Genomic DNA, 24,494 nt, shown 5'->3' with positions numbered 1-24,494 from the left:
GCCCTAGCCTTATGCGGGATCCCTGTGGGGCACAGATTCCAACTCATAATCCAAGCGCCACGTCGACGGGAGAAAGATGAGGAAGAGTGAGGGTGTTCCCGGAGACGATGCCAATGGATCGACTTCTTCCAGCTGGTCGCCGGCTTCCCGCACCAGCATGGCGCCCTTGGGAAGCTCCATCTGCCCCCCGTGTGGCGGAGACACCCGACCGATCAGTGCGGTGTCCAGGAAGTAACCGAGCGAGTCCGCGTCGCGGGGGACCGGGGTTGCCGCCGCAAATCGTTCCCACGCCTGCTTGATGGCGCCGCGAGGGATCCCGTACTCGCGGAGCGTGGGCCAGGGGAGGTACGGCCGGTGGAGATAGGTGAGTGCGACGGCGCGCGCATCGATGGAATCGATCCCGCCGCCCGCCGCCTCGAACAGCTTGGACGCGCTCAGCGGCGGGGTTTGCCGCACCTCCACCCGCATTGCCGTGTCGAAGGGAAGGCTCAAGCGGACGAAGGAGGTCGCCGGCTCTTCCGGGTACTTCATGAGATCCTGAAACCGTTTGCTCTCTTCATTCAGGATCCGTACCCAACGTTCGTCCGGCCTGGGATCCAGGAGTACCTTGGCGACCGTATCGAACGCGCCGGACCGGCCGATCGCGAAGGTCACGAACGGATTTACGGTGCGGATGTCGCGCGGGCTCGTCCGGGCGTCGCGGCGACCAATCCGGGGGCGGGAGATCCGGCGTATCACGAAGTCGACCTCGGCCCCGGCGTCGTGGTCGGCTCGCAGGGCGCGCTCCAGTTCTGCCAGGTATCCCTCCCGGTACACGAAGGTCATGTTCTTTCGCCGGCTTTGAAGGTCACAAGAGGGTCCTCCTCGTTCGAAACGCATGCTACCCCGTCGAAGTGGCCTCCTCCTGTGGCCAGAGCAAAGGTGAAGAATGCCCGTTCCAGCCTCACGACGGTATGCCGGCTCTCCACCTGGACCTTTTTCCCTACGCGCTCGGAAAGCTGGATCAACACGACGTTGTGTCCGATCACACCGGACAGGGGCGGCCGATTCCACATGTCCACGTGGTAGCGAACCCGGTGGTAGGCCAGCCCCCACTCCCGGGCGACCGCCTCGACCCGCTGGTGCAAGCGGTCGGCGCTCCAACCCTGCCGCTCGAGCAGGCCGCTGTACTCCCGGGCCGCGGAGGCGTCGAGCTGCTCGGCCGGAAATGCCTCGGTGATGTACTGCACCGCCAGCACGACCTCGTCCAGCCGCCCGACTCGTCCGCCTTGCTTGAAGTAGGTCCGCACCGCATCCCACGCACTGCGCGGGACGTGGCCTTCCGGGGTCGCGCGCGCGCCCGGGAACCACCCGAGCCGATTGAGGCGCTGGTAGACTCCGGGGTCCACCTCCGTCCGGGGGTCGTCGAGCCAGAGGAGTAGGTGCTCGATGTCGGCGCCGCTGACGTGGGCGTACATCTCCAGCGCGGTGACGGACCTGCTCCATTCGTTCTGTGCGGAGTGGGGCTTGTCCTCGCGAAAGTGGGCGGTGGCGTCACGGCTCGCGAGCAACCCACTGCACTCGTTCGCGAGCTCCAAGCCGGCGGCGAGGAGTCGGCGCGCGTCTTCGTGCTTGCCTTCCCCCCGCAGACGCTCGACAAAGGCACGCAGCGCCGCCGCTGCCTCCTCGCGGTCTCGCTCGGCGGTCTGGTTCCGGCGCTCTTCGGAGTGAAGGAAGCGGGAGACGCCCGTCGGCCCCAGCGCCCGCTCCATCTCCTGCAGCTCCTCGACGAGCTTCGGGTTCTCCGCGACGAAGCGCAGGTGCTCCACCGCCAGCCCGGCGTACTCCTGGTATCTGCGCAGGTCGGTGATCCGCAGCGTCCGCGTCCACTCCTCGAACTCGCTGCGGACCTGGTCGAACTCGGTCTTGGCCTTTGTCTCAATGTCGTTGCCCGCCTTGGCAACGACTGCTTTCATGAGTGTGTCGAGCCAGCCCGGCTCGCGCTCCGTGAAAAGAGCATCGAGGGTGTTGGCGGCCGTCTGCGTCGCAGTTCCCGCCTGCTCGATCAGTTCCTGCAGCTCGCCGGTATGCTCCTGAACCGTGTCGACGGCGGCCCGGAGTTCCTCGGTGATGGTCTCGGCGGACGACAGCAGCGCTTCAATGGGCTTCGCAGCCTCCCGCTCGGCCTCCGCCTGCCTGCCGACCGCTTCGACCATCTTCTGGTGCGCGTCGAGCACCTGGAGGTACCGCCCCTCCCAAGGCACTTTCGTCGGTCCGCGCGGCGGGCCGCCGTCCGGCGGCGAAAGCGGCCACCATCCTTGCCGGCGCCACCAGGTGGCTGCCAGCATCCCCAGGACCAGGACGACGGCCACCCCCAGACCGATTTTCTCCGCTCCCGCGAACCACCCACCCTCTTTCACGGGGACCAGCCTGAGGCGGATGACGACTGGCGGCGCGCCCGCGGCAAGGTTCAGCGGCGGCAGGTCGCTGAGCGGATCGACCGAGGCGGGAAGGTGATCGCGGCCGACAAGCCAAACCGGGGTGAGCACGATATCGTCCACGACACTCACTACAGTTCCGTCCGTGTCCAGATCACGCGTGCCGGTGAAGACCCACCCACCGTTCGTTCGGCGCCAGAGCGAGCCCAACCTGCACGACGCAACGGTGAGGCGCTCCCGGCAGAGCCGTCGCACCGTGTCCGGGGCGGTCGTGTCCGCTCTGGCCGTGCGCGTCGAATCACGAGCGGGAGACGCACCCTCCCTCCGGATGGCGGCGGCCGTGTCGGTGCCGGCCGCCGGCAGGTGAAAGGTGCGGTGCCGCATGTCGGTGAGGCAGTGCTCCTTCGCCATCTCAAACGCGCAAAGGTCGAATGCGGCCCCCGCTCGCAGCGCCGGCGCCTGCGCCGCGGGAATCAACACCTCCACGATGCTGTCCGGTGCCTGCGCCGCGAGGGACACCGCCTGCAACAGGAGCAGGGCCGTGGCCCACGCAGCGGCACGGACAGCCGTGCGGCAGGGCCGGACGCGGCGCGTGGGCACGCTCATAGGCTGTACCAAGCTTCACGCTCCAGGCTTACGGGATGGACGAGCGGCGTCATCCGGGCGGGGGGCCGCAGTGAGTTGGCCTCCCCGTCGATCCTGCATTGCGCGCGGCGGGTGGCGAAGTCGAACACCAGCTGCCCGAAGTGCTCGGTGGGTACATCCTCCACCCCGCCCAGGTAGACCGTGGCCCAGGGCTCCAGCCCGTCCCGATGCTGATCGGTGGGCAGCACTCGCTCCCCAATGCGGCGCAGCGTCTCTTCGGGGATGAAATGGTCGGTGAAGTCAAGCGCGCAACGGAGCTCCGTGGAAAGCGGAACTCGCCAGGCCACCAGCGCGCGGCCCTCCTTCAGGGGGTCTCCGGGAAGGATCAGGGGGTACGGCCCGTCACTGGAGATGCCCCTGGGGGCCACAAAGATGGTGGAGCCCGCGCGGGTGATCGTCGGGTCGCGCGCGAATGTGTGCTGCGCGTACGCCGCGACTCCCCGCAGCACGGCGAGCTTGCGATCGACTGCGGTTCTGCCCACCGGATCCACTGGGACGTTCCGTCCCACCGCGTGCGCCACGCTGCTGCGCAGTCGCTCCACGAACCCTCGCGTCAGGCTGGCTCCGCCGCTGACGAAGACGCGCCGCAGCTTCCCACGCTCCGCGGCGGGGAGCGCGTCGACCAGAGCGTCGATGGCGAAGGAAAGGTAGCGCTCGAGCAGTGCGTCGGTCTCCTCCTTCGTGACCGCGAACCCGGCCGCATAGCTGTCGTCGGGCGCCGCTCCTGGGGCGGAGCCTTCCGACAGGTGCCTCTGCTTGTGCGCGCGCGCGCGGGGCAGGACGTCGGTCCGTGGACCCTGCCCCCCGGGCGGGGCCGCGCCCGGAGGGCCGGGGTCCGGCGCGTCGCGCGCCGCGAGGAAGAGGTCCAGGTCGATGCCGCCCACCGGGAGCCCCGCGCTCACGATCATCTGGATGGGGCTGGCCGGCTCCTCCTTGACCCGCCGCACGATGGAGAAGTCGGTGGTGCCGGCCCCCGCGTCCACGATCAGCACCCGCGCGTCCTCCTCGCCCTTGAGCATCTCCCACCGGCTCCAGGCGACCGCTTCCGCCTCGGAGAGCACCTTCACGTCGGGGAAGCCGTTCAACTCGAGCGCCGCGGCGACCCCGAACCTCACGCCGGTGACCACCACCGTCACCGCGTCTTGGGGGAACGCGTTGGGAACGGTCACGTAGACGCGGACGTTCGCCGCGTCGCCGTTCTCCACCGGGCGCGGCCGCTCCGGTCCGGGCCCCGGCAGGCGTGCCTCCCGGAAGAGCCGCGCGGTCACCGCGGCGACGTCGCGGACGACGGCCGCCTGCCACGCCTCCGACTTCGGATGGCGGGCTTCCGCCTCGATCAGCCGTTTTATCGACGGGAAGCTGCGGTACGTCGAGCCCTGCTGCTTCTGAATGTCGAAGCCGACGGCGTAGTTCTCGGTGAGCCACGGACGATCCAGGGCGCGGCTGCGGTAGACGGTGCTGTCGCACAGACGGGGGTCGATGTCCGGGTCGGGGGTCGTTCCCGGCGGCGTCAGGTCCAGAAAGGTCGGCGCGCCTGTCCGCTCCACCACGGCCAGCGCGATGTTGCCGGTTCCGAAGTCGAGCGCGTACTCGTGGGGAGCGCGGATCCGCGGCTTCCCCTCGTCGTCTGCCGGAAGCTGGATCGGCGGCACCGGCAGCTTGGGGCGCAGGGGGTAAGAGAAGCGCCGGAACAGTGGCACGTTGCGAATGCGGCTCCAGAGCTGCCGGAAGAGAGCCATCGGATCCAGGAGTCGTCTGAACATCGTACCTGCCCAGGGAGATGAGGTCACGCGTGACGCCGACCAGCCACCGTCACGCCCACTCCAGCATGCACGTGCCGGAGCGGAGCACCCGCACCTGCAGCCGGTCGGACGGGCGGTCGGGGGGCACCTCGCAGGCGAGTCGGACTTCCGGGGTGGCGGCTCCGTCCCGCTCCTCCATCCGTTCCCACAGCTCGTCGGCCGGGGCCGTGCGCTCCGACCCGTCGCCCACCACATGCGACGAGTACACCAGCGCCGCGCGGTCTGCGTCCGGGATGGAGATCTCAACCAAGATCCCCTCCGGCGGAACGGGCAGGCCGGCGGCCAGCAGCGTTCGCCCGGCGTACCGGCGCTGCCCGACCCGCTCCAGGAGGACCAGGTGGTCGCGCAGGAACGACTCGCTGGGGCTGATCCGCCGGTCTTCCAGGCACAGCATCCCGAGCGCCCCGGTCGCCACCGCTCCCTTGAGCCGGTCGGCGCGGTAGGCCTCGCTTCCGCTCAGCGTTCCCGCCCACACCACCACCTCCAAGCCGGCGTCGGCGGCTACTAGCCCCTCGCGCACCAACCGCGCGTGGAGCTCGTCGCGCCACCCGAACGCCAGCGAGCCCCGGCCGGAGAGGATCACCCGCTGGAAGCAGAGGTCCTCCCACCCGGTCCGCCCCTGCAGGCGCGCCGCCAGGTTCCGGAGCGGCACGTCCAAGGCCTGGTGAAAGTACGCCTGAAAGTGCTCGCTGTCCCGGAACTCGGGGAGGTGCCCGGCCGGCGGGGGAACCGCCGAAGGGACGGCCGGATCGGTGAAGAACCTCCGTTTGCGGGCGTCCCATGCCTGCTGGGTCCCCTTTCCCAGGTCTTCCTTCCCTCGCCAGAATCTCCAGGCGGCGTGCGAGTAGGCGTCTCCCGCCGCCCGCGAGACAGCCAGCCCTTCGATGCGGACCTCGCTCACGTCGTCCGCGCTATACACGGTTCGCGCGGCCGCGTAGTCCACCGTCCCCGCGCCCACGTCAACGACCAGGATACGCTCGGGGATGCGCTCGCGAGTGCGGGCCAGGGCGTCGAACACCACCGCCTCCGCTTCGCGCAGGACCACCACCTCCAGCTTGCCGCGCCACGCGCCGAAGCTTGCTGCGAACCGCTCGAGGCGCTCGGGGTCGAGCCCGTCGGGAACGGTGACGACCAGCACGTACCGGTAGCCGGACGGGTGGAGCGTAAGTCGCTGCGCCGCCTCTGGCGCAGCGTCGTCCCACCCCTGGCCGAACCCGTACGCGAACGGCTCGGGGCTCTCTCGCGCGCCCTCCACCACCGTGGCGAGGGCGCCCAGGAACTGCTCCACCCAGTCCCAGAGGTAGGGGCTCGGCAGATCGCGCATGAGCTCGGCTTTCAGCGAGGAGATCTCCGCCTGCGGGCTCCACTCTCCCGCCGCCACAAGCCGCGCCCCCCGCACCTGGCACGCGCTCCCTAAGTCCTTGCCCAGTCCAGCTTCGGGTGGGCCCGCCGTGGCGGACGCTCCGGGCGCGAGCGGAAGGGTGCGCGGCATCCCCAGGAACACGATCTCGCGATAGCGCCGGCGCGCGTCGACCATCGCCACCCGCGTAGCACTGGTCCCCAGGTCCACCGAGATGCCGTACAGGAACGGAACGGGGTACCAGGGGACTGCGAGCGAAGCCGTCTGCACCGCCCTCTCTACCTCCTCCCCGGCTCGGGAGCGCCACCACCCCTGGACCTTCACCTCGGCCTCGCCGCGCACCGGGGGTTCCCCGGTGGCGGGGTGCTGGTACGAGGCGTAGTAGATCTCGACGTCGTGCTCGGTCGTGTCCAGGTCCTCGATGACAACTTCCTGGACCCGGTCGCCCTGCTGGTTGCGAAAGAACGCCTCGAACGACCCGCGCCCCTCCATGTCGCGCAGCGAGCCCTCGACCCGCAACCGCAGGGCGATCGCGTCGGGACGCCGGCTCGCTTCGCCGGCGCGGTGGGTGACGCGGACCACGCCGAACCTTTCGTCCTGCCGCTCGGCGCCGGCATGGCCGAGGAAGATCCCCCGGTAGCGCAGGTTGTTGGCGGGGAGCAGCCCGAGCTGCGGGTCGGCGGGCCGGGCGCGCAGCACCTGGAGCGCGAAGCCCAGGTATACCGGGTCCCCGGGCACGGCTTGGAACCGCCCGTTCCCGGCCCGGCGAATCGCAAGACCCAGTTCCACCGCACCCTGCATCCCGACATCGCTCCCCGCGCCGCGGAGGGCGGCCAGGTCCACCACGGCAGGCGCGGCGGCCAGTGCCACCTCGCCCACGCGGACGCGGCGCGACCAGAGGTGCCCTTTCCAGGTGAAGGTGGCCGAGCGCCCCTTGGGCTCGGCCAGCTGGACCACATCCGCCGGGTCCTGTCCGGCCCGCACGGGAATCTCGGAGAATGCGTGCGTGCGGACGGAGACCACGCACGAGACCCGCCGCGGCGGTCCCGCCAAGCGGACCAGCTCCACGCCGTACGGCCCCGCCGGCGCCTCGCCGAGTTGAAGCACGGTCCGCGGCGCTTTCGGCGAGCCGCCCGAACTGGGAATGACCACGCGGGCCCCCAGGCGCACGGGAGTCTGCAGCCAGTACAGCGTCCACCCGAGCACCCCGACTCCCAGCAGCGCCAGCGCCGCCAGCAGCCCCGCCTCGATCCACTCCCGGCGCGAGAGCAGGTGCTGGGAGTAGAGCCGGGTGACGCGCAGGGTGTGCCGGGTGGGGGGCACCGGGAGCGGCGAGGCCCCGCCGGGGCGCAGGCGCGTCTCGATCTCGGTGACGAGCTGGGCCGTCGTGGTGTCGCGCTCTCGCTCGCGGGCGAGCCGCGCCCCGAAGTGGCCGTCCGGGGCGCAGCGCCGGACCAGAGCGCCGAAAGCGGCGCGTCCGGCGGGGGCGAGCGTCGCCGCGAGGCTGTCGGCCCGCAGCACGAAAGGGAGCGCGACCGTGGTGGCGTTGCGCCGCCACGTGCATGTCGCCTGGCCGCGCACCAGCACCAGCCGTGGCGCGTCACGTCCCGCGGCGAGGGGCGTGACCGCGACGGCCAGCGCCGTGCTCTCCATGAGCCGGGGCCAGGGGTCGAACAGCGACGGGCTCCACGCTTGGTGGGCGGGGAGCCCCACCCGCTCCTCCGCCCCCGGCGCGTACACCCGGACCGGCGCGCTGGCCGCGTCCGCCACCCGCATGTCCAGCCTCTTTCCCGAGATGCGCCACACGGTCGCTTCCGACCCGACGGAGCCGCGGGGCCCGCCCGTGCCTTCGAAGCTGAAGTCGTAGGTGCGCAGCGCTTCTTCCCAGTACTCCGTCACCGCGTCGGCCGCCCCCGGGGGCTGGAAGTCGCGGCCGATCTCCTTGGCGGCCGAATTGACCTCGTTGATCCGCTCTCCCACCTGCACCCAGATCCACATCACCTCGGGCGGAGGCGGGGTCCCGAGCCGCTGCAGGGAGTCCCGCACCAGCGAGTACTGCACGGGGAAGGTCAGTAGCGGCCGGGAGAAGCCCAGCGTCGCCAGCGGGAGGCCGCCGGCCTCGTCGGCGCACTCCGCCGCGCGTCCCACCAGGGGGCAGGTGACGTGCCGCCGGATCGCCTCGTCCACGCTGTCCGCCGCGGCTCCGCGCACGCGCCAGAGCCAGAAGTCAGGGCCCGGCTCCCGGCCGGGAAGCGAGAGCATGGCCGAGAGCGCGCGTGCCGTGCGCCGCACCCCTGCCGGGTTCCCCTCCACTCCGGTGGATCTGGCGAAGTACGGGTCCGCGCCGTCCGCGAAGACGGCCACCACGTCGCCGGCCTGCAGGCGCAGGTCGGGCCGCTCGCGGAGAAGACGGCCCACCGTCAGGCGCTGCTCGCGGAGGAAGCTCCCGTACCCTGGGGCGAGGCTCTTCGCGGCCCGCCGCTCGAACGTGACGATCACCAGGCGGTCGGGAACGGAGTCGGCGGCGGCCTGTGACCGGGCCGCCGGCGCTCCCTGCGCCAGGAGCAGCCCGGCCAAGAGCGCCAGCATCCGCGGCAGGACGGCGGCGGGGCGGGTCACGGCGCGGGAGGGAAGAACAGGCGTGCCGCGGGTGGGAGCTCGACCAGCTGTTCCTCGCCAGGGTCTAGGACGCGGAGCTCGCTTCCGCGGCGCAGCGCCGGGTAGCCGCCCAAGGGCGCGGGAAGCCCCGAGAGCGGAGTCCCTCGCTCGTCCCATTCCCGCAACTCGTCCCGGAGGGACACCGACCGGAGCGGCGCGGGCGCGGGGCCCGTCCAATCGGAGTCGGTCGCGGGAACGATGGAGAAGAGCGCCAAGGGCCGTTGGGTCAGCCGCACTTCCCGCAGGGTCTCACCGACCCTCACCGACCCCAGGTAGAGGCCCGTGGCCAGGTCGCCGAAGAACCCGTGCAGGAACGGCTTCCCCTTCACCACCTCCACCAGGAGCCCCTCCGCGCCCGCCCACTCCGACGAGGAGATGCTCAGGCGTAGCGTGTCCGACGGGAGGGAGGCGGGAGATTCCTGCCGCAGGGTGTGCCCGTAGGTCTCCGGGCCGGAGGGCATGCCCCCTCCGGTGCCGTTCCCCCCGGCGGCGGGCGAGGCGACATCGGCCCAGCGCACTTCCGTTCCCTTCGCGGGGCGCAGCGGCGCCTCCGGCGGGCGGAACGCGGCGGCTCCCAGGACCAGGTCGTAGCGCCACGCGCCACGCCGCAGCTCAACCGTGTCGACGGCGCCCTCGCGCACGTGCACGGGGCAGAGCGCCTGCTGCAGCAGCGAGCGCGGGCCCGCGAGCGAGAGCGGCCTGACCAGGAACACCGCGTCGCGTTGCCGCCCGCCGTCGTGTGACGCCATGGTTACCACGCCGACGCGCACCGCGGCCAAGAACCCGCGGAGGTACAGCCAGCAGGCGTTTTCGCCGAACAGGTCTAGGTACAGACGGGCGTCGTTCTCGCTCCCTGCCGTAAGCGCGTGAGAGGGGGACTCCGCGCCGCGCCGGAGCACGCGCGCCTCGCCCTCTCCCGGCGGACTGGCGCCATGCACACAGAACGCGCCCCACGGGGCGGACCTCAAGCCAGGCCGCGCGGGCTGCACCACCAGGAGCGGCTCGCCTCCCGCCGCCCACTGGGCCGGAACGGGGGAGTCGCTATGCTCGTGCCTCCATACGCGCTCAGGGTCCCACCACACGTGCCCTCCCACGGGAGCGAGCACCCGGGCAGCTACCTCCGTGCCGCGGTCGTCGCGCAGTATCCACGTGCTGCGCGCGCCGTCGTCCCCACGCTCGAGCGGCTCCAGGTACAGCCCGCGCCGCGCTACCGTCGAGCCGTCGTCCTTTTCGTCGCCCACGGTGAGCGCGTCGTCGGCCACGGCTCCCCGCGGCGCATCCGTGGGGGAGGCGGCCTCGACGCTCCCGTTGGCGGAGCGCCAGACCGGCCGCACCATCGCCAGGTGGTGATCGTCCGCGTCCGCCCCCACCGTCTCTTCGCGCCACTCGAGGGCGCGCGCGCGCGTCTGCACCAGTTGCACGGCGGGGACGCCCGCGGCCAGCCGGAACTCGTAGTCCGGCCAGGGGAGGTCTCGCCAGGCGACGGGCGGAATTCCCTCGCCGGCGTCCCCGGAGAGCCGCCACCACCGCGCCCGGTACGCGAGGCGCACCGGGGGAAGGTGTGTCTCGTGCTCAGAGAGGAGCTCGGCGGTGAGCGTCGTCGCTCCGGCCGCCACGATGCGGTCGGGAAGGGCCGCATCGCGTGGGACAGCGGCGTAGAGGCACGCCGGTAGGCCGGCCTCCGCCGCGGTCACGGACGGGACGAACCGGTCTCCCACCCGTGCGCACAGGAATCGGACGGGGAGTTCCGCCGCGAGGCTGGGGGGCGGGGCTCCGACGCGCACCGGGTCGGTGAGTTCCACCGAGGCCCGGTCGGGGCGAACGGCGCCGGGCGCGAGCGGCTCCCGCCCGGTGAACGTCAGCCCGGCGACCCCCGAGCGGCGAAGGGTCACCTCGACTCCGATCTCCTCGAAGCGCCAGCGGACCTCGTGCCCGTTCAGCACCAGTGTCTCCATCCACCAGGCCGGGAGCTCGTCCAGCATCCAGCGGGCCTCGATGCCGTAGGCGCCCTGCTCGTCCAGGGTATACGACCAGGACCGCTTCGGCTCGGAGGTGTGAGCTCCGGCGCGGAACCGCCCGGCTTCGGTGTCGCCGATGGCCACGTCGCCCTTGAGCACCGGGCAGTCACGCGCCTCCACGCCCTCCAGCACGAGGCGCACGGACATGGCCGACCCCCCCTCTAGCGTCAGCTCCCAGGGAAGCGGCTGTGGGAAGGGGTGCCGGTGGCGGGTGACGCTGCGCTCCGCGGGGTCCAGGCGCTCCCACACCAGCTCGCGGTCCACGCCGTTCGCCGCGCTCCGGACCGCCTCGGACAGGAACTGCTGGAGCGCGTGTTGGACGACCTCCTTCTCCTGTCCGCGTTCCGCCATTTCTACCCGCAGGGGTCCGCCCGGGGGGTACCACGCCGTGCCACGAAGGATCGCCATTCAGGTCACCAGGGCAGGTAGATGAGGGTTCACCGGGAGAAGCGGGCCCACCGCTCGACGGCCCGCGCGAGCTCGCCGCCGATCTCCACCGCGATGTCCGCGGCATCGTCCACGATCACTACCACCACGATCCCGCTGGAGGGCCACCCGGGCCGCGGAGGGGCCACGGCGACGAAGGCGTGGTGGCTCTCCGCGCTTTCCGCCGCCCCGGCCCGCGGGCCGAACACGCTCGCGGCCCGGTCCAGGAGGTCAGCCCACCCCAGGGGAGCGAAGCGCTGCACGCCTCCGGGGTTTAGGGCCTCGCAGGCGCTTGCCCCCGCACCCCGTCCCGGGGCGCCGACGAAGATGGAGAGGAGCGAATCGGCGGGGAGGGAGCTCCCGCGCTTCGCGAGCGCGGCGTGGAGCCCCGCCCCCCGTTCGTCCGGCGGCGGGAGCGGGACGCCGCGCACCCCGCACGCGTGCCAGAGGTGCTTCGGCCAGTCGAACTCCCCGGGGAGCACCCGGCTCCCCGGCGGCGGTGGCGGCGTGATGGTTCCCGTCTTTCCGCCCCACCCGGCCGCCACGAGTTCCCCGCGCACGTCGGGCGCGAGGGCGCGCCAGGCCGTCCCTGCGCGCACCACGGCCTGCAGCGCGGCGGTGACCACCTCCCGGCCGGTGGGGTCCAGCACCAGGCGGCCCGAGCGGGGGCCAGCGCACCCCGACTCCACCAGGCAGGGAGAAACCGCCCATCCCCGGGAGTGCGCTGCCGGGCCGTACAGCGCCGCCAGCCCCAGGGCCGAGGAGCGGTAGTGCCCCTGCCCGATCATCAGGAAGCCGAGTCCGGCATCGGCGCGAGGTCCGAACACCGCCTCGTTTCGCCCGATGCGGCGGACCTCCGCGGTCCCGTCGCGGAGAAAGGTCTCGATCTCAGGGGTGCTCCCCACCGTATCTTCCCAGAACGTTCCGGGGCTGGGAACGCTCGGGTAGTTGAAGTCGCGTCCCGGGACGAGTTGCACGCCGCTCGGGCCACCATCGAGCCAGTCGTTGACGAGCGGCACCTCCACCGCGGCGCCCCGGTACCTCAGGCTCAGCCCGCTGCTGGGGGCAAGCCAGTCCGCCCCGCCCGGGACCGGCTGGAACCCGGCCCGGAAGAGGGTGCCGGAGAGCGACGAGGGAGGACGGGCAGGGTTCCCGTCAGCCGCCAGCCCGGCGAGGATCCGCCCGTAGAGCCAATTTCTGCCCGGCGTGAAGACCTGCAGGGCGCCGCCCGCCGCCGCTACGTCCGCGGTGTGCGGATCGCCTTGGCGGCGTGCCCCGTTCCCCGCGCGCAGCGGTGCGGCGGGGGCGCCGGCGTACTGCACCCCAACCAGCTGGAAGAAGGAGTTGCACGACTCCCTGAACTGGAACGCGACATCTTCGCGCGAGAAGTGGATGCCGTCCGCGGGGAGCACGTGGCGGCAGCGCCCGGCACCTGCGCTTACGTTCAGGACCGCTTCCTCGCGCCGCCCGCCGGCCCGGTCGCGGAAGACCAGGGGAAGCCGTCCCTCGCCCGCGAGCTCCACCGTACCCGCCCCCGGCAGGCTCCCCCGCGTGTTGGCGAGGAGGTAGAGCCCCGTCACCTTGGCTGTCGACCCCACCGGGCCGCGGCGGGTGAACGCGGCATTCTGGAACGGAGTCGTCTGGCCGCTGTCGAGATCCCACGCGCTCGCCGCCGGTGGGCTGTCCGGGGCTCGCACCGCTTCCGTCAACGGCCAGTTCACGGCGGCCAGAACGGCGCCCCGCTCGGCGTCGAAGATCACCGCGCTCACCGCCGGACCGGGGCGGCGCTCCGGCGCGTGCACCGCGGCGTCGGCGATTTGCGCGACGATGGAGAAGGCAGCCCACTGGAGGTCGGGGTCCAGAGTCAGCGCGACCGGGGCGGTGGCTCCGCCAGGCGGGACCGCGGCGGCGTGGTCGCGCAGCGCCTTCTCCACCCCGGCGAGCGCCCAGGGATCGCCGACCACCGGCGCGGCGCCGGCGTCGAGGTAGTAGTCCCGTGCGTACGCGCGGCGGCCGGTGCGGCCGTCGGTGGTGGCGACCACCGCACCGTGCGGGAGGAACTCGTGCCGGAACTGCACGCGCGAGCGCCCTTCCCAGAACAGGGTGTCGCCCGGCGCCCAGCGGTACGCGGCGGGAATCGGGGCGCCGCGGGCGCGGAGCGCGTCGCACGGGCCGGAGGTCTGCACCCGAAGGGAGCCACCAGCTTCGGCCGAGTCGGCGATGGAGAGACGGCACCCGTCGCAGCGCGTGGCCGGGTCCGCCGACCAGCCGGGCGCGGCTCCGTCTTCGGCGATGCCGACGAACCCCAGGGGAAGGGTGGTTCCCGGCGTCCCCCCGAGCGCCCTGGCGCCATGCGGGCCGATGCAGATTCTCCTGGCGCCGGGTGAGCCGCCCGCGACCCGGGGAGTGGGGAGGGTAAGGCGCAACGGAGGGGCGCCGAGCCGCTCCAGGTGCACGACGTGGCGCGCGCCCGGCGGTCCCAGCACCACCGGCGGGAGCGCCGACTCCCGCCGATGCGGCTCGCGGGTGCTTGATACCAGGCTTCCGAAGCGGACACCCCACAGGCGGACCGGACGGGGCTGGACCGGCTGGACGCCCACCGGGGGCGAGTCGCGGTACTGCAACTCCCACTCGAAGGCCAGAGGAAGAGCGCTGGGTTCCGTCAGGAGGGCGTCCTCGCCCAGGAGGCGGTTCGTCCTTTCCACCACCCGCGTGATCAGGCCGGCTAGGTTGCTGTTGCGGGCGCGCCGATATGCCCGGTCGTCTCCCCCCCGCGGCACCGGGGCGTCGCACCCGGGCCGCTCCAGCGGGCGCCACTCCACGCGCAGCGTGGCGGGGCTGTAGCACAGCCACTCGGCGTCGATCACGGCCTGCAGCACGTCTTCCGCCTCCAGGCTCCGCCGCTCTCTCGTCAGGTTTCGGGGCGTGTGGAGCGCCGCGTAGGCAAAGACGGTGTACATCGAGTCGGGTATCGCCCCGGAGGCGGGGCGCTCCGGCCGTTCCGTGGGCCACAGCCGCGACAGCCAGGCGCTGCGCCCGCCTTGGCGCGGAGCCGGCCGCTGGTGCAGCTCGATCCCCGGCCCGCGCCGCGGGTCGTCGACTACACGAGTGCAGTACGCCGCGAGCCCCAGCCAGAGCTCGTCACCGGTGCGTAGGGGATAGAACTGGCCGGCACGGAGCGGGTTGTCTCCAGTGACCCGCGCTACGGTGTCCGTCGGCGCCACCGCGCAGTCCTTTGCGGGGCCGTTCGGCACACGCAGCAGCGCGAGCCGGCCAAGGCGGTCGTCCACCCGCAGGCACACGGTGGATGGAGCGCCGGGGCAGCCTTCCACCACCCCGGCGGCGGCCGGCACCGCGTAGCTGCGGAGCGGAACGGCGACTCCCTCCTCGGGCGCGAAGGAGCTGCCGACCACCGCGCCGCGGAAGAGGCGCGCCCCGGCGATCGACAGCACGGGGATACCGCGTGTGTCCAGCGCGATCTCAACGCGCGCGTCCTCCACCCACACGTGCACGCTCCGCGCGCACGCCGGGCTGCCCGAGCCCCGTTCCACGTCCACGCGTGGCGCCACGGGCTCAACGTCCACGCAGCGGGGCCCCGGGGTCACGCGCACGCGGAACAGGGGACCTTCGTGGTCGAAACGGCCGGGAAGATACAGCCGGGTCGAAGGCGGCGTCCCGCGCTCGCCACGCCAGTAGCAGGCCTGCCAGTACACGCCCATGGCGGTGAGCACCACGAAAATGGCCGAGACCGGTGCCCAGCGCTGAAGAGCGTAGTTGCGGAAGAACTCTCCGCGGGCGGCACGGCGTGCGGCTGCGACCAGGCGGCGGGGGGTGCTCATGGTGCGTGCGCAGGGTGGGGCGGCACGGCGCATCGCACCCCCACGACGAAGGCGGCGACGGCCAGGGTGAAGGCCAGATGGGTTCCGTTTCCGGCGCTGACCCACGGAAGCGCCACCCCGGTGATCGGGAGATGGAGCGAGATTCCCGTGATCAGGTGAACGAGCCATTGGGCCACCAGCATCATCGCCACGATGTAGCCGAAGATGCCCAGCGACCAACACAGCAGGGGGCGAAACGCCTCGAAGGCGGATATCGTGAGGTCCGGGTCCAGGCTCTGCCGCCGCCGGGAGAGCGTGTCGCGCTCTCTGTCCCCTTGGAGGAGTGTCTGCTCGGCGCAGCGTACCAACAGGAGCGCCGCCACGACGAACGCCAGCGAGACCGCGACCGCCGCTGCCGGGCCGACGAGCGCGCGGACGCCGTAGAGGGCCACGTCGGAGTTGAGGTTGGGCACCCAGAACGGGGGCGTAGAGCCGGCGGCCAGCGTCCGGACCTGCGCCACCCATTCTCCCTCCGTGAGGTAGGAGGCATCATCGGCTAGGCGGAAGCGGGTGCGGACCCGCTCTATCTGCGCGGAGTTGGAACCGCGCTCCACCAGCGACTGCGCTACCTTGACCGCCGCCAGGCTCACGATCACCAGGACGCCCATGAGCGCGAGCTGCGCCTTGACCCGCTTCAGGTCCAGGGCTCCGTGCAGTTCGCGCTCGGGCTTGACGCTGCACACCAGGAAGCCGACCACGATCCCGGGCATCCAGACGGTCGGCGCGCCCAGGTCTTTCAGGAACACGACGCCCAGCAGGAGGCCGACGATCACCAGCCCTCCCCATATTAGGTACAGGCCCGCGGTGCGGCGAAGCTGGCGCTTGCCAAACATGAGCCAGCCCCAGAGCGCGATGATCAGCACCAAACCCAGGACAACCAGGCCTTTGCTGAGCGCCGGCGACAGCGTGGCTCCGAGACCGAAGAAGAGTAGAATCCCTAGCAACGCCACCACGGCCGTCGCCACCTGCAGCCAGGCGATCGCCGGCCGCCGGCCGGAGTCGGAGAGGCCGGCGGTGTCTTCCCACCTCGTTCCTCCGGCCCACGCCCAGAGGGCCGCGAGGGCGAAGTAGGAGAGCAGCATCGAGTTGCGAAGGAACCAGCGGTTCGCGATCCCCGCGCTCACGGTTCCCCCCACCAGCAGGATCCACCCCCATGCCTGTGGCGAAAGGCGCAGACGCGGGCGGGGCGAGGCCGGAGGACGTTCCCTGCGCTTCCACTCGCGCGCGGCACGGTGGAGGAACGGCAGGAGGAGCCAGACGAGCGCGATTCCACCTTCTGCCGGCGACAGACGCACGGCAGAGGAGGTCTGGTGGTCGCGCGTGATCCAGAACCCCTCAGGAAGGTGCCGGAGATTTTCCCATCCTGCCCAGAACAGGCGTGCGAACACCAGGCAGGCCAACGCTCCCATCCCCGCGCGCCAGAGGACGTTCCATGTGCTCCCCCGGGCGGCCAGGCCCCATCGGGCTCCCGTGAGCACCAGCGACACCATGACGATCCCCCGGAGGAACTCCTGCAGGTAGGTGTAAGTCCCGGCCAGACGCGGATCGAAAGCCAAGCGGGCCTGGAACTCCGATCCTGCGAGAAGCAGGAACGCCACCAGGAAGCACAGGTCTCCGAACGCGGCCCGCAACGGGCGCAGGTGTGCCTCCGTGGCCGTGGTGCTCCATGCCTCGGGAACTGCCTGGAGGAGCAGAACCAGGGCGAGGAACACCGCCACTCCCCAGCGCAGGTGCTTCTCGGCCGCCGGGGCGGTGTCTGGGGCGAATCGGAGAATAGATCCCCAGGTGTCTACCCGGATCTCTCGGGGGCGCTCCCGGGATCCGAGCGAGAGTGTGGCCGACCCGGTGAGTGGCAGGCTACCCGCCTCAGTGACGAACTGCGCCGGCGCCACCCCGTTCTTCCATACGTTGAGGACGACCGAGTCGGGGTGGGGACGGTTCCAGCAGAAGGCGAGCGACTCGGTTTCGGCGCGCGCCCCGGGTGGCAGGGAAGTGGACGGCACGGTCGTCCCCTCCAAGACCGTATCCGAAGGTACGAGGGTCGAAGCGTCGAGCAGGATGTAGGCAGCCTGTCCCTGTGCTGCTCCCGGAGGGGTGGGGCGGATCGTCAGCGTGTTGCGCCGTGGGTCGCACGCGGGGACCGGGGTTAGCCCGTTCGGGTGGTACAAGTCGGCCCGTGCGGCCGCGGGTAACACGGCCCTGAGGGGGCGGTGTACATGCTGCAGTTGCACGACTCGCGGCGTGTCGGGACGCTGGCGCGGTACATCGAACCGAAGGTGGTGGCGCTGCACGCGGAGCAATTCGCCGGGGTGGAGAGTCGCCATCGCCAGCCGCACCGGATCCTCTCCCGGCGCGTGCACCACCACCTCTGGAGGGACGCACACCGGAGGAGTGCAGCGTGTTGCTCCCACGGACGCCGCGATCCCCAGGTACAGCGAGTCGCCGTCTTCAACGCCCGCGTAGTACCCGGGAAGCCACGGTGCCAGCGTGACACTCTCCTCCCAAGGCCGAAGGCGAGCCGTGCGTCCGCCGAGCGTAAGCACCAACGGCGTACCCCGGCCGCGGCTCTCGGCCGCCCCTCCGCGTACGCCGTCCGTGAAGGTCGTTGGCTCCCCCGCCAAGTCTTCTAGCGGAGCGCTCCATAGCGAAACGCTGTCACTCGGGACGAGGGCGTCGATTGATCCGTTTCTGGCTGGCCGCAGCGGCCGCAAACGCACGCCCGGCCGGACAGGTAGTACTCTCCAGCCGTCGTCCGTCGCGGTAACCGGGGGGAGAAGGTAGAAGCCGGAATCCGGCAGGGTGCTCACCCCGTGGAGTCGGAGCCTGCCCTCAACACTTCCCGCCAACACTGGTGCCGTGAGAGTCGGCAAGGTGGCGGAGTACCCGATAACCTCTAGAACGACCAGATCCTCGCGGTTTCCGCTCGTCCCCGCAAAACTCAGGAAAAGGGCCGTGAGGAGGATGGAGGTCGGAAAGGCTACGAGCGAGGCTGATTTCACGGGAATTAGGAGTATCTAAAGGACGATATGTTTACATCGGAGTGGCGGCCCGTCATCAGAGACACGGATGATTGCACTGTCCGTCGCTCATCTTCCCGTCCCGGGCAACCGGGCTCAAGGGATAACGCGAAATGGAACTTTCCAGACAGCAGTGCCCGGCTAGCGCGGGTAGAGGTGCAAGAAGGGTCCTAAATCACTGTGATCCATCGACAGGTTACCGTGCTCACCCCTTGCCAGTCAACAACGTTCGTCTGCAGAAGCCACTAGTTCTAGCCTGGGTTGCTGCAGGTCCATCTTGTCTTGGGACAATGAGGTTGACCGTCTGCCGCCCCGCATCACCTACAAGGTTCCAAGCTTGATCCCCGCACCCCCGAGAGCGCGCGTCGGGGGGGCGCTGGTGATCGCGTGCTGGGCCTTACGAGCCCGTTCTGTGACGACATCGAACCTCCGCTGTAAGATGAACCTGCCCTCCGTATACCGGGCGCTGCTGCTCGTAGCGATCTCGGGACTGCTGGTGTCCTGCCGTCAGGAGAGGATCGATCGGAACCTCCCGCCGTCGTTGCGGCCCGCGTGAGTGAGCCCGGGGCGGGAATGAGTGGGAGCCTGCTGTGCACGCGTACAACGGCGGTGACGCGCTATTCAAGTTCCTTCGCACGCAGGGCTTCGTGCTGCGATCACGTCCGGGTCATGTCGGAGCGCGTGCCTGAGCGCGGGCGTGAACGGTCCCTGTGAATCTTCACCTCGCGCTGGGTGATCCGGCAGCGGTTGGCCAGCGGATCAGAGGAGTCGCTCTTCATCTGAGCCCCGCGCGTCAGTGATGCGCTCCTCCGCTAGTCGGGTCAACCCGCGGTAGAACTCGCGCGCGACCCTGGAGAGGCCCGGATCCTCCGAGAGTGCCCGTCCTTTCTCCTGGATCTGCACGAGGGGAGGCCACGGGCTGCCCACTATGCCGGCCTCCGAACCCTCGGTGGCCACCCTGCGGACCACGTCGTACAGCGTGGTCTGTACGGTCTCGAGCACGTCTAGGCCCGCAGCATTCGCCCGGGCCAGGAGGATCTGGATGAAGTCCGCCCGCTCCAGAAGAAACTCGGGTCGGGCGACGCGAAGTAGCTCGCATGCGGCCAGGACGCCCCGCACGCCACCGCCGTCGATCCATTGGCGCAGCACGCGGAGCCCTGTGTCCCCGTAGCCCGCCGAAGCCAGAGAATACAGCCACGGTATCCAGCTGGCCTCGGGCGGGGGCAGTTGCAGGAACGCGTCGCGGATCTCCCGTAGCATCTGCTCGTGGTCCGGGGCGGCGAGGAAACCCACCAGCGCCTCCGGCCGGACAGACGGAAGAGGCTGGTACGGAGAGGTTTCCCCCGCCGCGCGGCGGATGCGGGCGCGGAGCATCCGCACCACGCCGCGCGGGGAGCCGCGGGAGGCCAGCCCCAAAAGCTGGTACACGGACGCGGTGTCCAGGTGCTCCACCGGTATCAGCTTCTCCAGGAGTGCGTCCCACACGGACGGGGATAGCGCATCCCGAACGGGGTGCCACGCAACGAACGTGTCGGCGAACCGGTCGGCCACCTCGGCACTGCGCCCCAGTTCCATCGTCAGGGCCAGCTCCGTGGCGCGCTCCGGGTCGAGGCGGGCGAGGAGCCACAAGGCAGGGAGCGCCTCCCACTGCACCCGCGAGTCCGGGTGTGCGAGCGTTTGCTCCAGGAGGTTGTCCGCGCCATCGAGCGGCGGCCCTTCGGGATCCCACAGCGTCGCAGCGAGCGCGGCGCATTCCGGCGCGCCGCCCGCGTCCAGGATCTGCCGCGCAGCCGGAGGTACCGATCCGGCCGGGTCTGCCGCACCCACCCCAGCCACGGGGGCAGGTGTGACAGGAGCGGAGATGGTGGACCCAGCACGGCGCGCTCGCACAGGTCCGCAGTGTAGTCAGGGTCTAACCCGGCGAGGTCCGCGGCGATCGCGCGGCACGAAGCCCCTACTTGCAACGGGTCGAGCGCCAGTGCATCGATCGTCTCCATCCTGGACGCGATGCGGGTGAGGCCGTCCGCTGGGTCCGGGTACAGGCCCAGGAACTCCTCGGCCGTCTCGCGCCGCCCCGCGTCCTGCCGTTCCCGGCCACCCGGGCTGGCCGGGACATTCCTCCATGGGGGAACGTCGTACACGGCGGAGACGCCGGCCTGCAGCAGGAGCTCGGTAAACCGGAGCTCGAAGCTCCGCTCCACGGAGGCGAACGCCGCCCGGACACCCTCCGCGAGGGGATCTTCGCTGCCGCGCTCCACGTGCCGGGACAGCCGCTCGATGCACGCCAAGTGAACTAGCGGGTGCGCGGGGGCCGCGCACAGCTCCGCGAGGACGGCCAAGGCCTGCGTGCGGTAAGGGTGCCAGAGCGCCTCAAAGCCGTCCGGCAGATCGTGGCCGCCCGGCCTCACCGGCTCGTCCAGCACGTAGCCCAGGCTCTGCACGGCGCGGCGGGCGGCCCGCACGTCCTCCCCCCGCGCGACGGTGGCCACGATCGCGAGTGCGCGCTCCCGCAGGGCGGCCGTGGGCTCGGGCTGCACGAAGAGCGGTTCCCACCCCGACGAAAGCGCCGTCTTCGCGAGCACCGGCGTCAGGACGTCCAGGGGCGAGAGCAAGTGCTGGTGCGCGTCGGGCTCCGCCACCCACCGCTCCGCGGCCGTGACGACGGCGTGCTGCAACTCGATCGCCTTGTGCGGCCGGTAGCCCGCCAGCTCGTGCAGCACGGCCAGGGGATGCTGTGAGTCCAGCATGTCCAGCGGCTGGTCGCGGCCCAGCCACCAGAGGAGTTCGCAGCAATCCTCCGTGTAGTCCAGGTTGTAGGCGATGGTCCCCAGCACGGGCGGCACCACCCGGGCGAGGGCCTGGGCGTCATCCGGGCCCGCCCAGAACGCGGGATTCGGCTGGGCCATCCGCACCAGGCGCAGCGCGGGCCCGGGCTGGTAGTACGCCACCACGCCAAGCCCGCGGATCATTTCCGCCCGCCGCGCGACGTCCGCCGCGCGGAACTTCGCCTCTATCTCGTCCCAGATGCCGCGGAGCAGGCGCTCTCCCCCCGCTGCCGCGCCGCCGTGCGACCGGCGCCAGTCCAGCTCCGCCAGGTTGCGCAGCAGCGCGCCTGGCGCGGCGTCGCGAAAGGCCTCGTGCACGCGCTACGCGTACCCCGTGGATGTACCGCCGGAGTCCAGGCACGCCTCCTCCAGGATGGAGTCGGCCAGGACGTCGGGCGTGACGCGCAGCATGCGGCCCCGGCGCAGGAGCACGCCGGCGTTCTCCAGGGCGCGCAGGGCATCGAGCATCTCGTCGATCCGCACGCCGAGGAGCGCACGGGCCGCGTCGCGGAGCGCGGGCCGGTCCGGCCGGAACGGACCGATGGCCGAGGCGAGCCGCAGCACGTCGCGGCAGATCCTCGCGTCCACACCATCTCCCACCTCCCCCAGCAGCGCATCGCGAAAGGCATTCAGCACGATCTGACGGAACTCGTTCCGCTGTGGGAGCAGCCGGGGATCCAGCTGCTCCCTGCGGACGAACTGCGCCCCGAGCACGGTCACCAGGGGCGAGTCCCCGCCTAGTGCCGTGAGCACCCCGGCCAGGTGCGCGTACTCGGGGCCCAGCGCCTCGCGCGCCAGGGCGTGCGTCTCCCCCGGCGTCAGCTCGCGTAGCTCCGGCAGGTCGAGGATCTCGGACACGTCGAAGCCCGCTTGGGAGAGGGCGGCGTGAATGCCGTCCCGCGCGTACGGGCGGATGGAGAGCACCAGATGGAGCGGCGCGTGGGGTCGGCGTGCGGCGGCGAAAAGCGCAGGGAGGTCGTCCCGCTGGTGCGCGTTGTCCACCACCACCACGCCGGGCCCCGGCTCCAGTTCGTCCAAGGCCTCGGACGTGAACGGAACCCCCGGGGCGGCGAAGCGCACCCGGAACCCCGTGTCCTCCGCTGCCCGGGCGAACGCGTGGAGCACCTTGCTCTTGCCGATGCCGCCCCGCCCGGGCAGGATGGCGACCCGCTGGCTGGGCGAGGCGGCGAACTCCTGGAGTGCCCGGAGCGTGTCGCGCCTACCGATAGCGGCCCAGGCATGGTGGAACAGGTGCGCCCGGTCCATTGAGGGCCGAAAGAACTCGTCCGCGGAGACGAATGGCGCCGGCCCCGACTGTCCCAGGAAGAGGTGGCGCCACCGCGGCCCGAAGTAGGTTTCCACGAGGGCCCGAGCCGATTCGGCGGGCAGCCTGCGCACGCGCTCGGCGATGTCGTTCGCATCCCACACCTCCCATTTCGGATGTAGCACGGCTTCCCGGCGGACGGACGCCTTGGCCCGCGAGGCCAGCAGGAGGACGTAGCGGTCCGCCACGAACGGCACGGCGTTCACAGCCTCACACATTTCCGCGGCCGTGAACGCCACCACGCATTTGCACTGGAACGCCCACGTAGCCCCGTCCGCCCGCGTGGCGACGATGTCGATGCCCTGCTGGGCGTCGCCCCGCCCGCCCTGCAGGTGGCCGTGCTCCACGCCCGGCAGCCGGCCCACGAGCCCGCAGCAGAACTTCTCGAAGCGTTCCCACCCCAATGCAAGGAGGGGCAGCTCGCTGGGGAGGGGAGCCGGAGGAAGCGTCATCGGGGAGTATGGAAAGGCATCCGGGCCGCCGTCAGCCGCCGTTCAGAGCCATCGTAGGGAAGCCATCGCCAGGGGACACGATCCGTCAGATTATCGAATCTACCCGAACGTGGACAGGAGCGGATACGAACGGACGAAGCCTGCGGATTCCCCCGCGCTTCGCGTACGATGGGAAGATCCCGGCCAGCGTGGATCACCTGCCGCGCCCCCAGAGCAGTCCCGCGGCGCTGCCACGGCCCGAGGTCGATGCCGATGTATTTGGAGCCAGCCTCGCATGCTGGGGAACTGCCACCTCTCGATGGGGAAAAACGGTGCCCAAAAACAGTGCCCAAAACAGTGCGGATTTTTTCGGCGCTCGCTGGTGCTTACTGAAGCTCGCTAGCGCTTGCTTCCCATACGTGCGCGAGGGCCCTCCACGTCGCCGGCGCGGTCTTCCACGTGGCGCAGCAGATCGAACGACGTCATCGCACCTGCCCAGTCTTCGGAGCGCAGCCACTCGGCGACAGCCTTCTTCCCCGTGCGCGGCCTGCGGGGTCAGCCCCACCACGGGCGGCGTGTTGAAGACGAGATGGTGCGCTCGGCCGCGCCCTGATTCGCGACTTGCCCGGGCATCCCAACCCCACTGAGATAAATCTACTTCGGCGCGAGTCACCGGGTTAAGTTGCGTCTTTCAACTCGGCCAGAGTGTAAGCTTATTCGCTCCCCAAGCCACTTCTTAACTCTCGTCCCCCATGCACACGACCGCCATGCACCCGACGGCGAGTTCGCGAATTTTATTTGGTTTTCTGGCGATCGTTCTGCTCATCGGGCTCGCGGTGAAGCCTCGGAGTTTGCTGGATGAGGTGAGCCGGCTCGCTCCACCGCGAATGATGGCTCCGCAGCTCTCGGTCGCGTTGGAGTACCGCCGGTGCCCCCAAGCGACCGTCTCCGGCGGTTCGATCCCGCAGACCCACTGTCCGTCTCAGGCCGAGCCATTGCCGCTTAACGCAATCTCGCGGCTGTGGCGCCGCGCGCGCCACTCCCGTGATTCGCCGGAAGCCCTCCAGACCATGGCGCTCCTGGAACTGCTTTGGCCGCGGCGAGAGGGAAATTCGCTCGATCATACCATCTGGACTCTTCAGAGCGCGGCACGCCGCGGGGGATCTTCCGGAGCGCTGGCAGATCTCTCGGCCGCGTACCTAGTGCGGGCGCAGCGGACCCGGAATGCCCGCGACCTCTTGGAGGCAATGGTGGTTGCTCAGCAGGCGCTCGAATCCGAACCGAACAACCGCGCTGCCCAGTTCAACCTAGCGCTCGCGCTGGACTGGTACGGACTCGATGAACAGGCCTCGAACGCGTGGAAGCAGTACTTGATGATCGACGAGACCTCTGGCTGGGCAACGGAAGCAAGAGAGCGGGTGCGGACGTTGGCCGGCGAGGCCGTACCGCCGCCGCCCCCCGGGTCTGCGACAAGTGTTGCGGAGATCGACGCCTACGTGATGCGTGCGCCGCAGGAAGCACGGCTTTACGGCTGGGACCACCTGCTGGGAGAGTGGGGAGAGGCGGAACTGCGGGGAGATACCGCGCGCGCCGCCGAGCGCCTGCGCTTTGGGCAGGCGCACGGCAACGCCGTGGTGCGGCGGGGCGGGGTCGCCACGCTATCCCCAGCGGCCCACGCGATCCACGCTCGCAC

At 70.9% G+C, this 24,494-nt stretch carries 10 protein-coding genes and 1 pseudogene; 1 reads left to right on the top strand and 10 read right to left on the bottom strand.

Translation table 11 applies throughout. The features are described 5' to 3' along the window. Positions 1-9: 9 nt before the first annotated feature. From ACOJUJ_RS22470 to ACOJUJ_RS22425, 10 genes are all read right to left on the bottom strand, one after another. Complete coding sequence (locus ACOJUJ_RS22470; protein WP_420129156.1) at positions 10-825, bottom strand: hypothetical protein; 816 nt, start codon at positions 823-825, stop codon at positions 10-12. Then, positions 822-3,023, bottom strand: coding sequence for a hypothetical protein (locus ACOJUJ_RS22465; RefSeq protein WP_420129155.1), 2,202 nt, complete (start codon positions 3,021-3,023; stop codon positions 822-824). Before ACOJUJ_RS22465 ends, ACOJUJ_RS22470 begins: the two co-directional genes overlap by 4 nt. Then, positions 3,020-4,801, bottom strand: coding sequence for a hypothetical protein (locus ACOJUJ_RS22460; protein WP_420129154.1), 1,782 nt, complete (start codon positions 4,799-4,801; stop codon positions 3,020-3,022). The genes ACOJUJ_RS22465 and ACOJUJ_RS22460 overlap by 4 nt, the downstream gene beginning before the upstream one ends. A gap of 73 nt (positions 4,802-4,874) precedes the next feature. Then, positions 4,875-8,843 carry a hypothetical protein gene (locus ACOJUJ_RS22455; protein WP_420129153.1) on the bottom strand — a complete coding sequence of 1,323 codons (3,969 nt, stop codon included), beginning with the start codon at positions 8,841-8,843 and terminating at the stop codon, positions 4,875-4,877. Beyond that, positions 8,840-11,308 carry a hypothetical protein gene (locus ACOJUJ_RS22450; protein WP_420129152.1) on the bottom strand — a complete coding sequence of 823 codons (2,469 nt, stop codon included), beginning with the start codon at positions 11,306-11,308 and terminating at the stop codon, positions 8,840-8,842. Before ACOJUJ_RS22450 ends, ACOJUJ_RS22455 begins: the two co-directional genes overlap by 4 nt. Positions 11,309-11,337: 29 nt before the next feature. Next, positions 11,338-15,165 carry a hypothetical protein gene (locus ACOJUJ_RS22445; protein WP_420129151.1) on the bottom strand — a complete coding sequence of 1,276 codons (3,828 nt, stop codon included), beginning with the start codon at positions 15,163-15,165 and terminating at the stop codon, positions 11,338-11,340. Continuing rightward, positions 15,162-17,207 (bottom strand): hypothetical protein, encoded by a 2,046-nt coding sequence (locus ACOJUJ_RS22440; protein WP_420129150.1) that lies wholly within the window; start codon positions 17,205-17,207, stop codon positions 15,162-15,164. The genes ACOJUJ_RS22445 and ACOJUJ_RS22440 overlap by 4 nt, the downstream gene beginning before the upstream one ends. 1,773 nt (positions 17,208-18,980) lie before the next feature. Beyond that, entirely contained in the window at positions 18,981-19,796 is an 816-nt protein-coding gene (locus tag ACOJUJ_RS22435) for a hypothetical protein (RefSeq protein ID WP_420129149.1), read from the bottom strand. 2 nt (positions 19,797-19,798) lie between these two features. Beyond that, positions 19,799-21,364: a hypothetical protein gene (locus tag ACOJUJ_RS22430; protein WP_420129148.1), complete on the bottom strand. Its 1,566-nt coding sequence runs from the start codon at positions 21,362-21,364 to the stop codon at positions 19,799-19,801. Positions 21,365-21,367: 3 nt separating this feature from the next. Next, positions 21,368-22,822, bottom strand: a complete 1,455-nt coding sequence (locus tag ACOJUJ_RS22425) for a hypothetical protein (RefSeq protein WP_420129147.1) — start codon at positions 22,820-22,822, stop codon at positions 21,368-21,370. A gap of 746 nt (positions 22,823-23,568) precedes the next feature. Here ACOJUJ_RS22425 and ACOJUJ_RS22420 point away from each other — a divergent pair. Then, positions 23,569-24,494 (top strand): annotated as a pseudogene (locus tag ACOJUJ_RS22420) (hypothetical protein); the annotation flags it as partial.

It is taken from the genome of Longimicrobium sp., from assembly GCF_048594345.1.
In the GTDB taxonomy this organism is placed as follows: domain Bacteria; phylum Gemmatimonadota; class Gemmatimonadetes; order Longimicrobiales; family Longimicrobiaceae; genus Longimicrobium.
The sequence above is the reverse complement of the archived record's forward strand: the minus strand, read 5'-3'. Positions and strand labels throughout refer to the sequence as shown.

What these genes read in the sequence shown, in the direction of transcription:
- ACOJUJ_RS22470 (WP_420129156.1), bottom strand. Translation starts at nt 825, where the DNA reads ATGACCTTCGTGTACCGGGAGGGATACCTGGCAGAACTGGAGCGCGCC.
- ACOJUJ_RS22465 (WP_420129155.1), bottom strand. Translation starts at nt 3,023, where the DNA reads ATGAGCGTGCCCACGCGCCGCGTCCGGCCCTGCCGCACGGCTGTCCGT.
- ACOJUJ_RS22460 (WP_420129154.1), bottom strand. Translation starts at nt 4,801, where the DNA reads ATGGCTCTCTTCCGGCAGCTCTGGAGCCGCATTCGCAACGTGCCACTG.
- ACOJUJ_RS22450 (WP_420129152.1), bottom strand. Translation starts at nt 11,308, where the DNA reads ATGGCGATCCTTCGTGGCACGGCGTGGTACCCCCCGGGCGGACCCCTG.
- ACOJUJ_RS22445 (WP_420129151.1), bottom strand. Translation starts at nt 15,165, where the DNA reads ATGAGCACCCCCCGCCGCCTGGTCGCAGCCGCACGCCGTGCCGCCCGC.
- ACOJUJ_RS22435 (WP_420129149.1), bottom strand. Translation starts at nt 19,796, where the DNA reads ATGGAACTGGGGCGCAGTGCCGAGGTGGCCGACCGGTTCGCCGACACG.
- ACOJUJ_RS22425 (WP_420129147.1), bottom strand. Translation starts at nt 22,822, where the DNA reads ATGACGCTTCCTCCGGCTCCCCTCCCCAGCGAGCTGCCCCTCCTTGCA.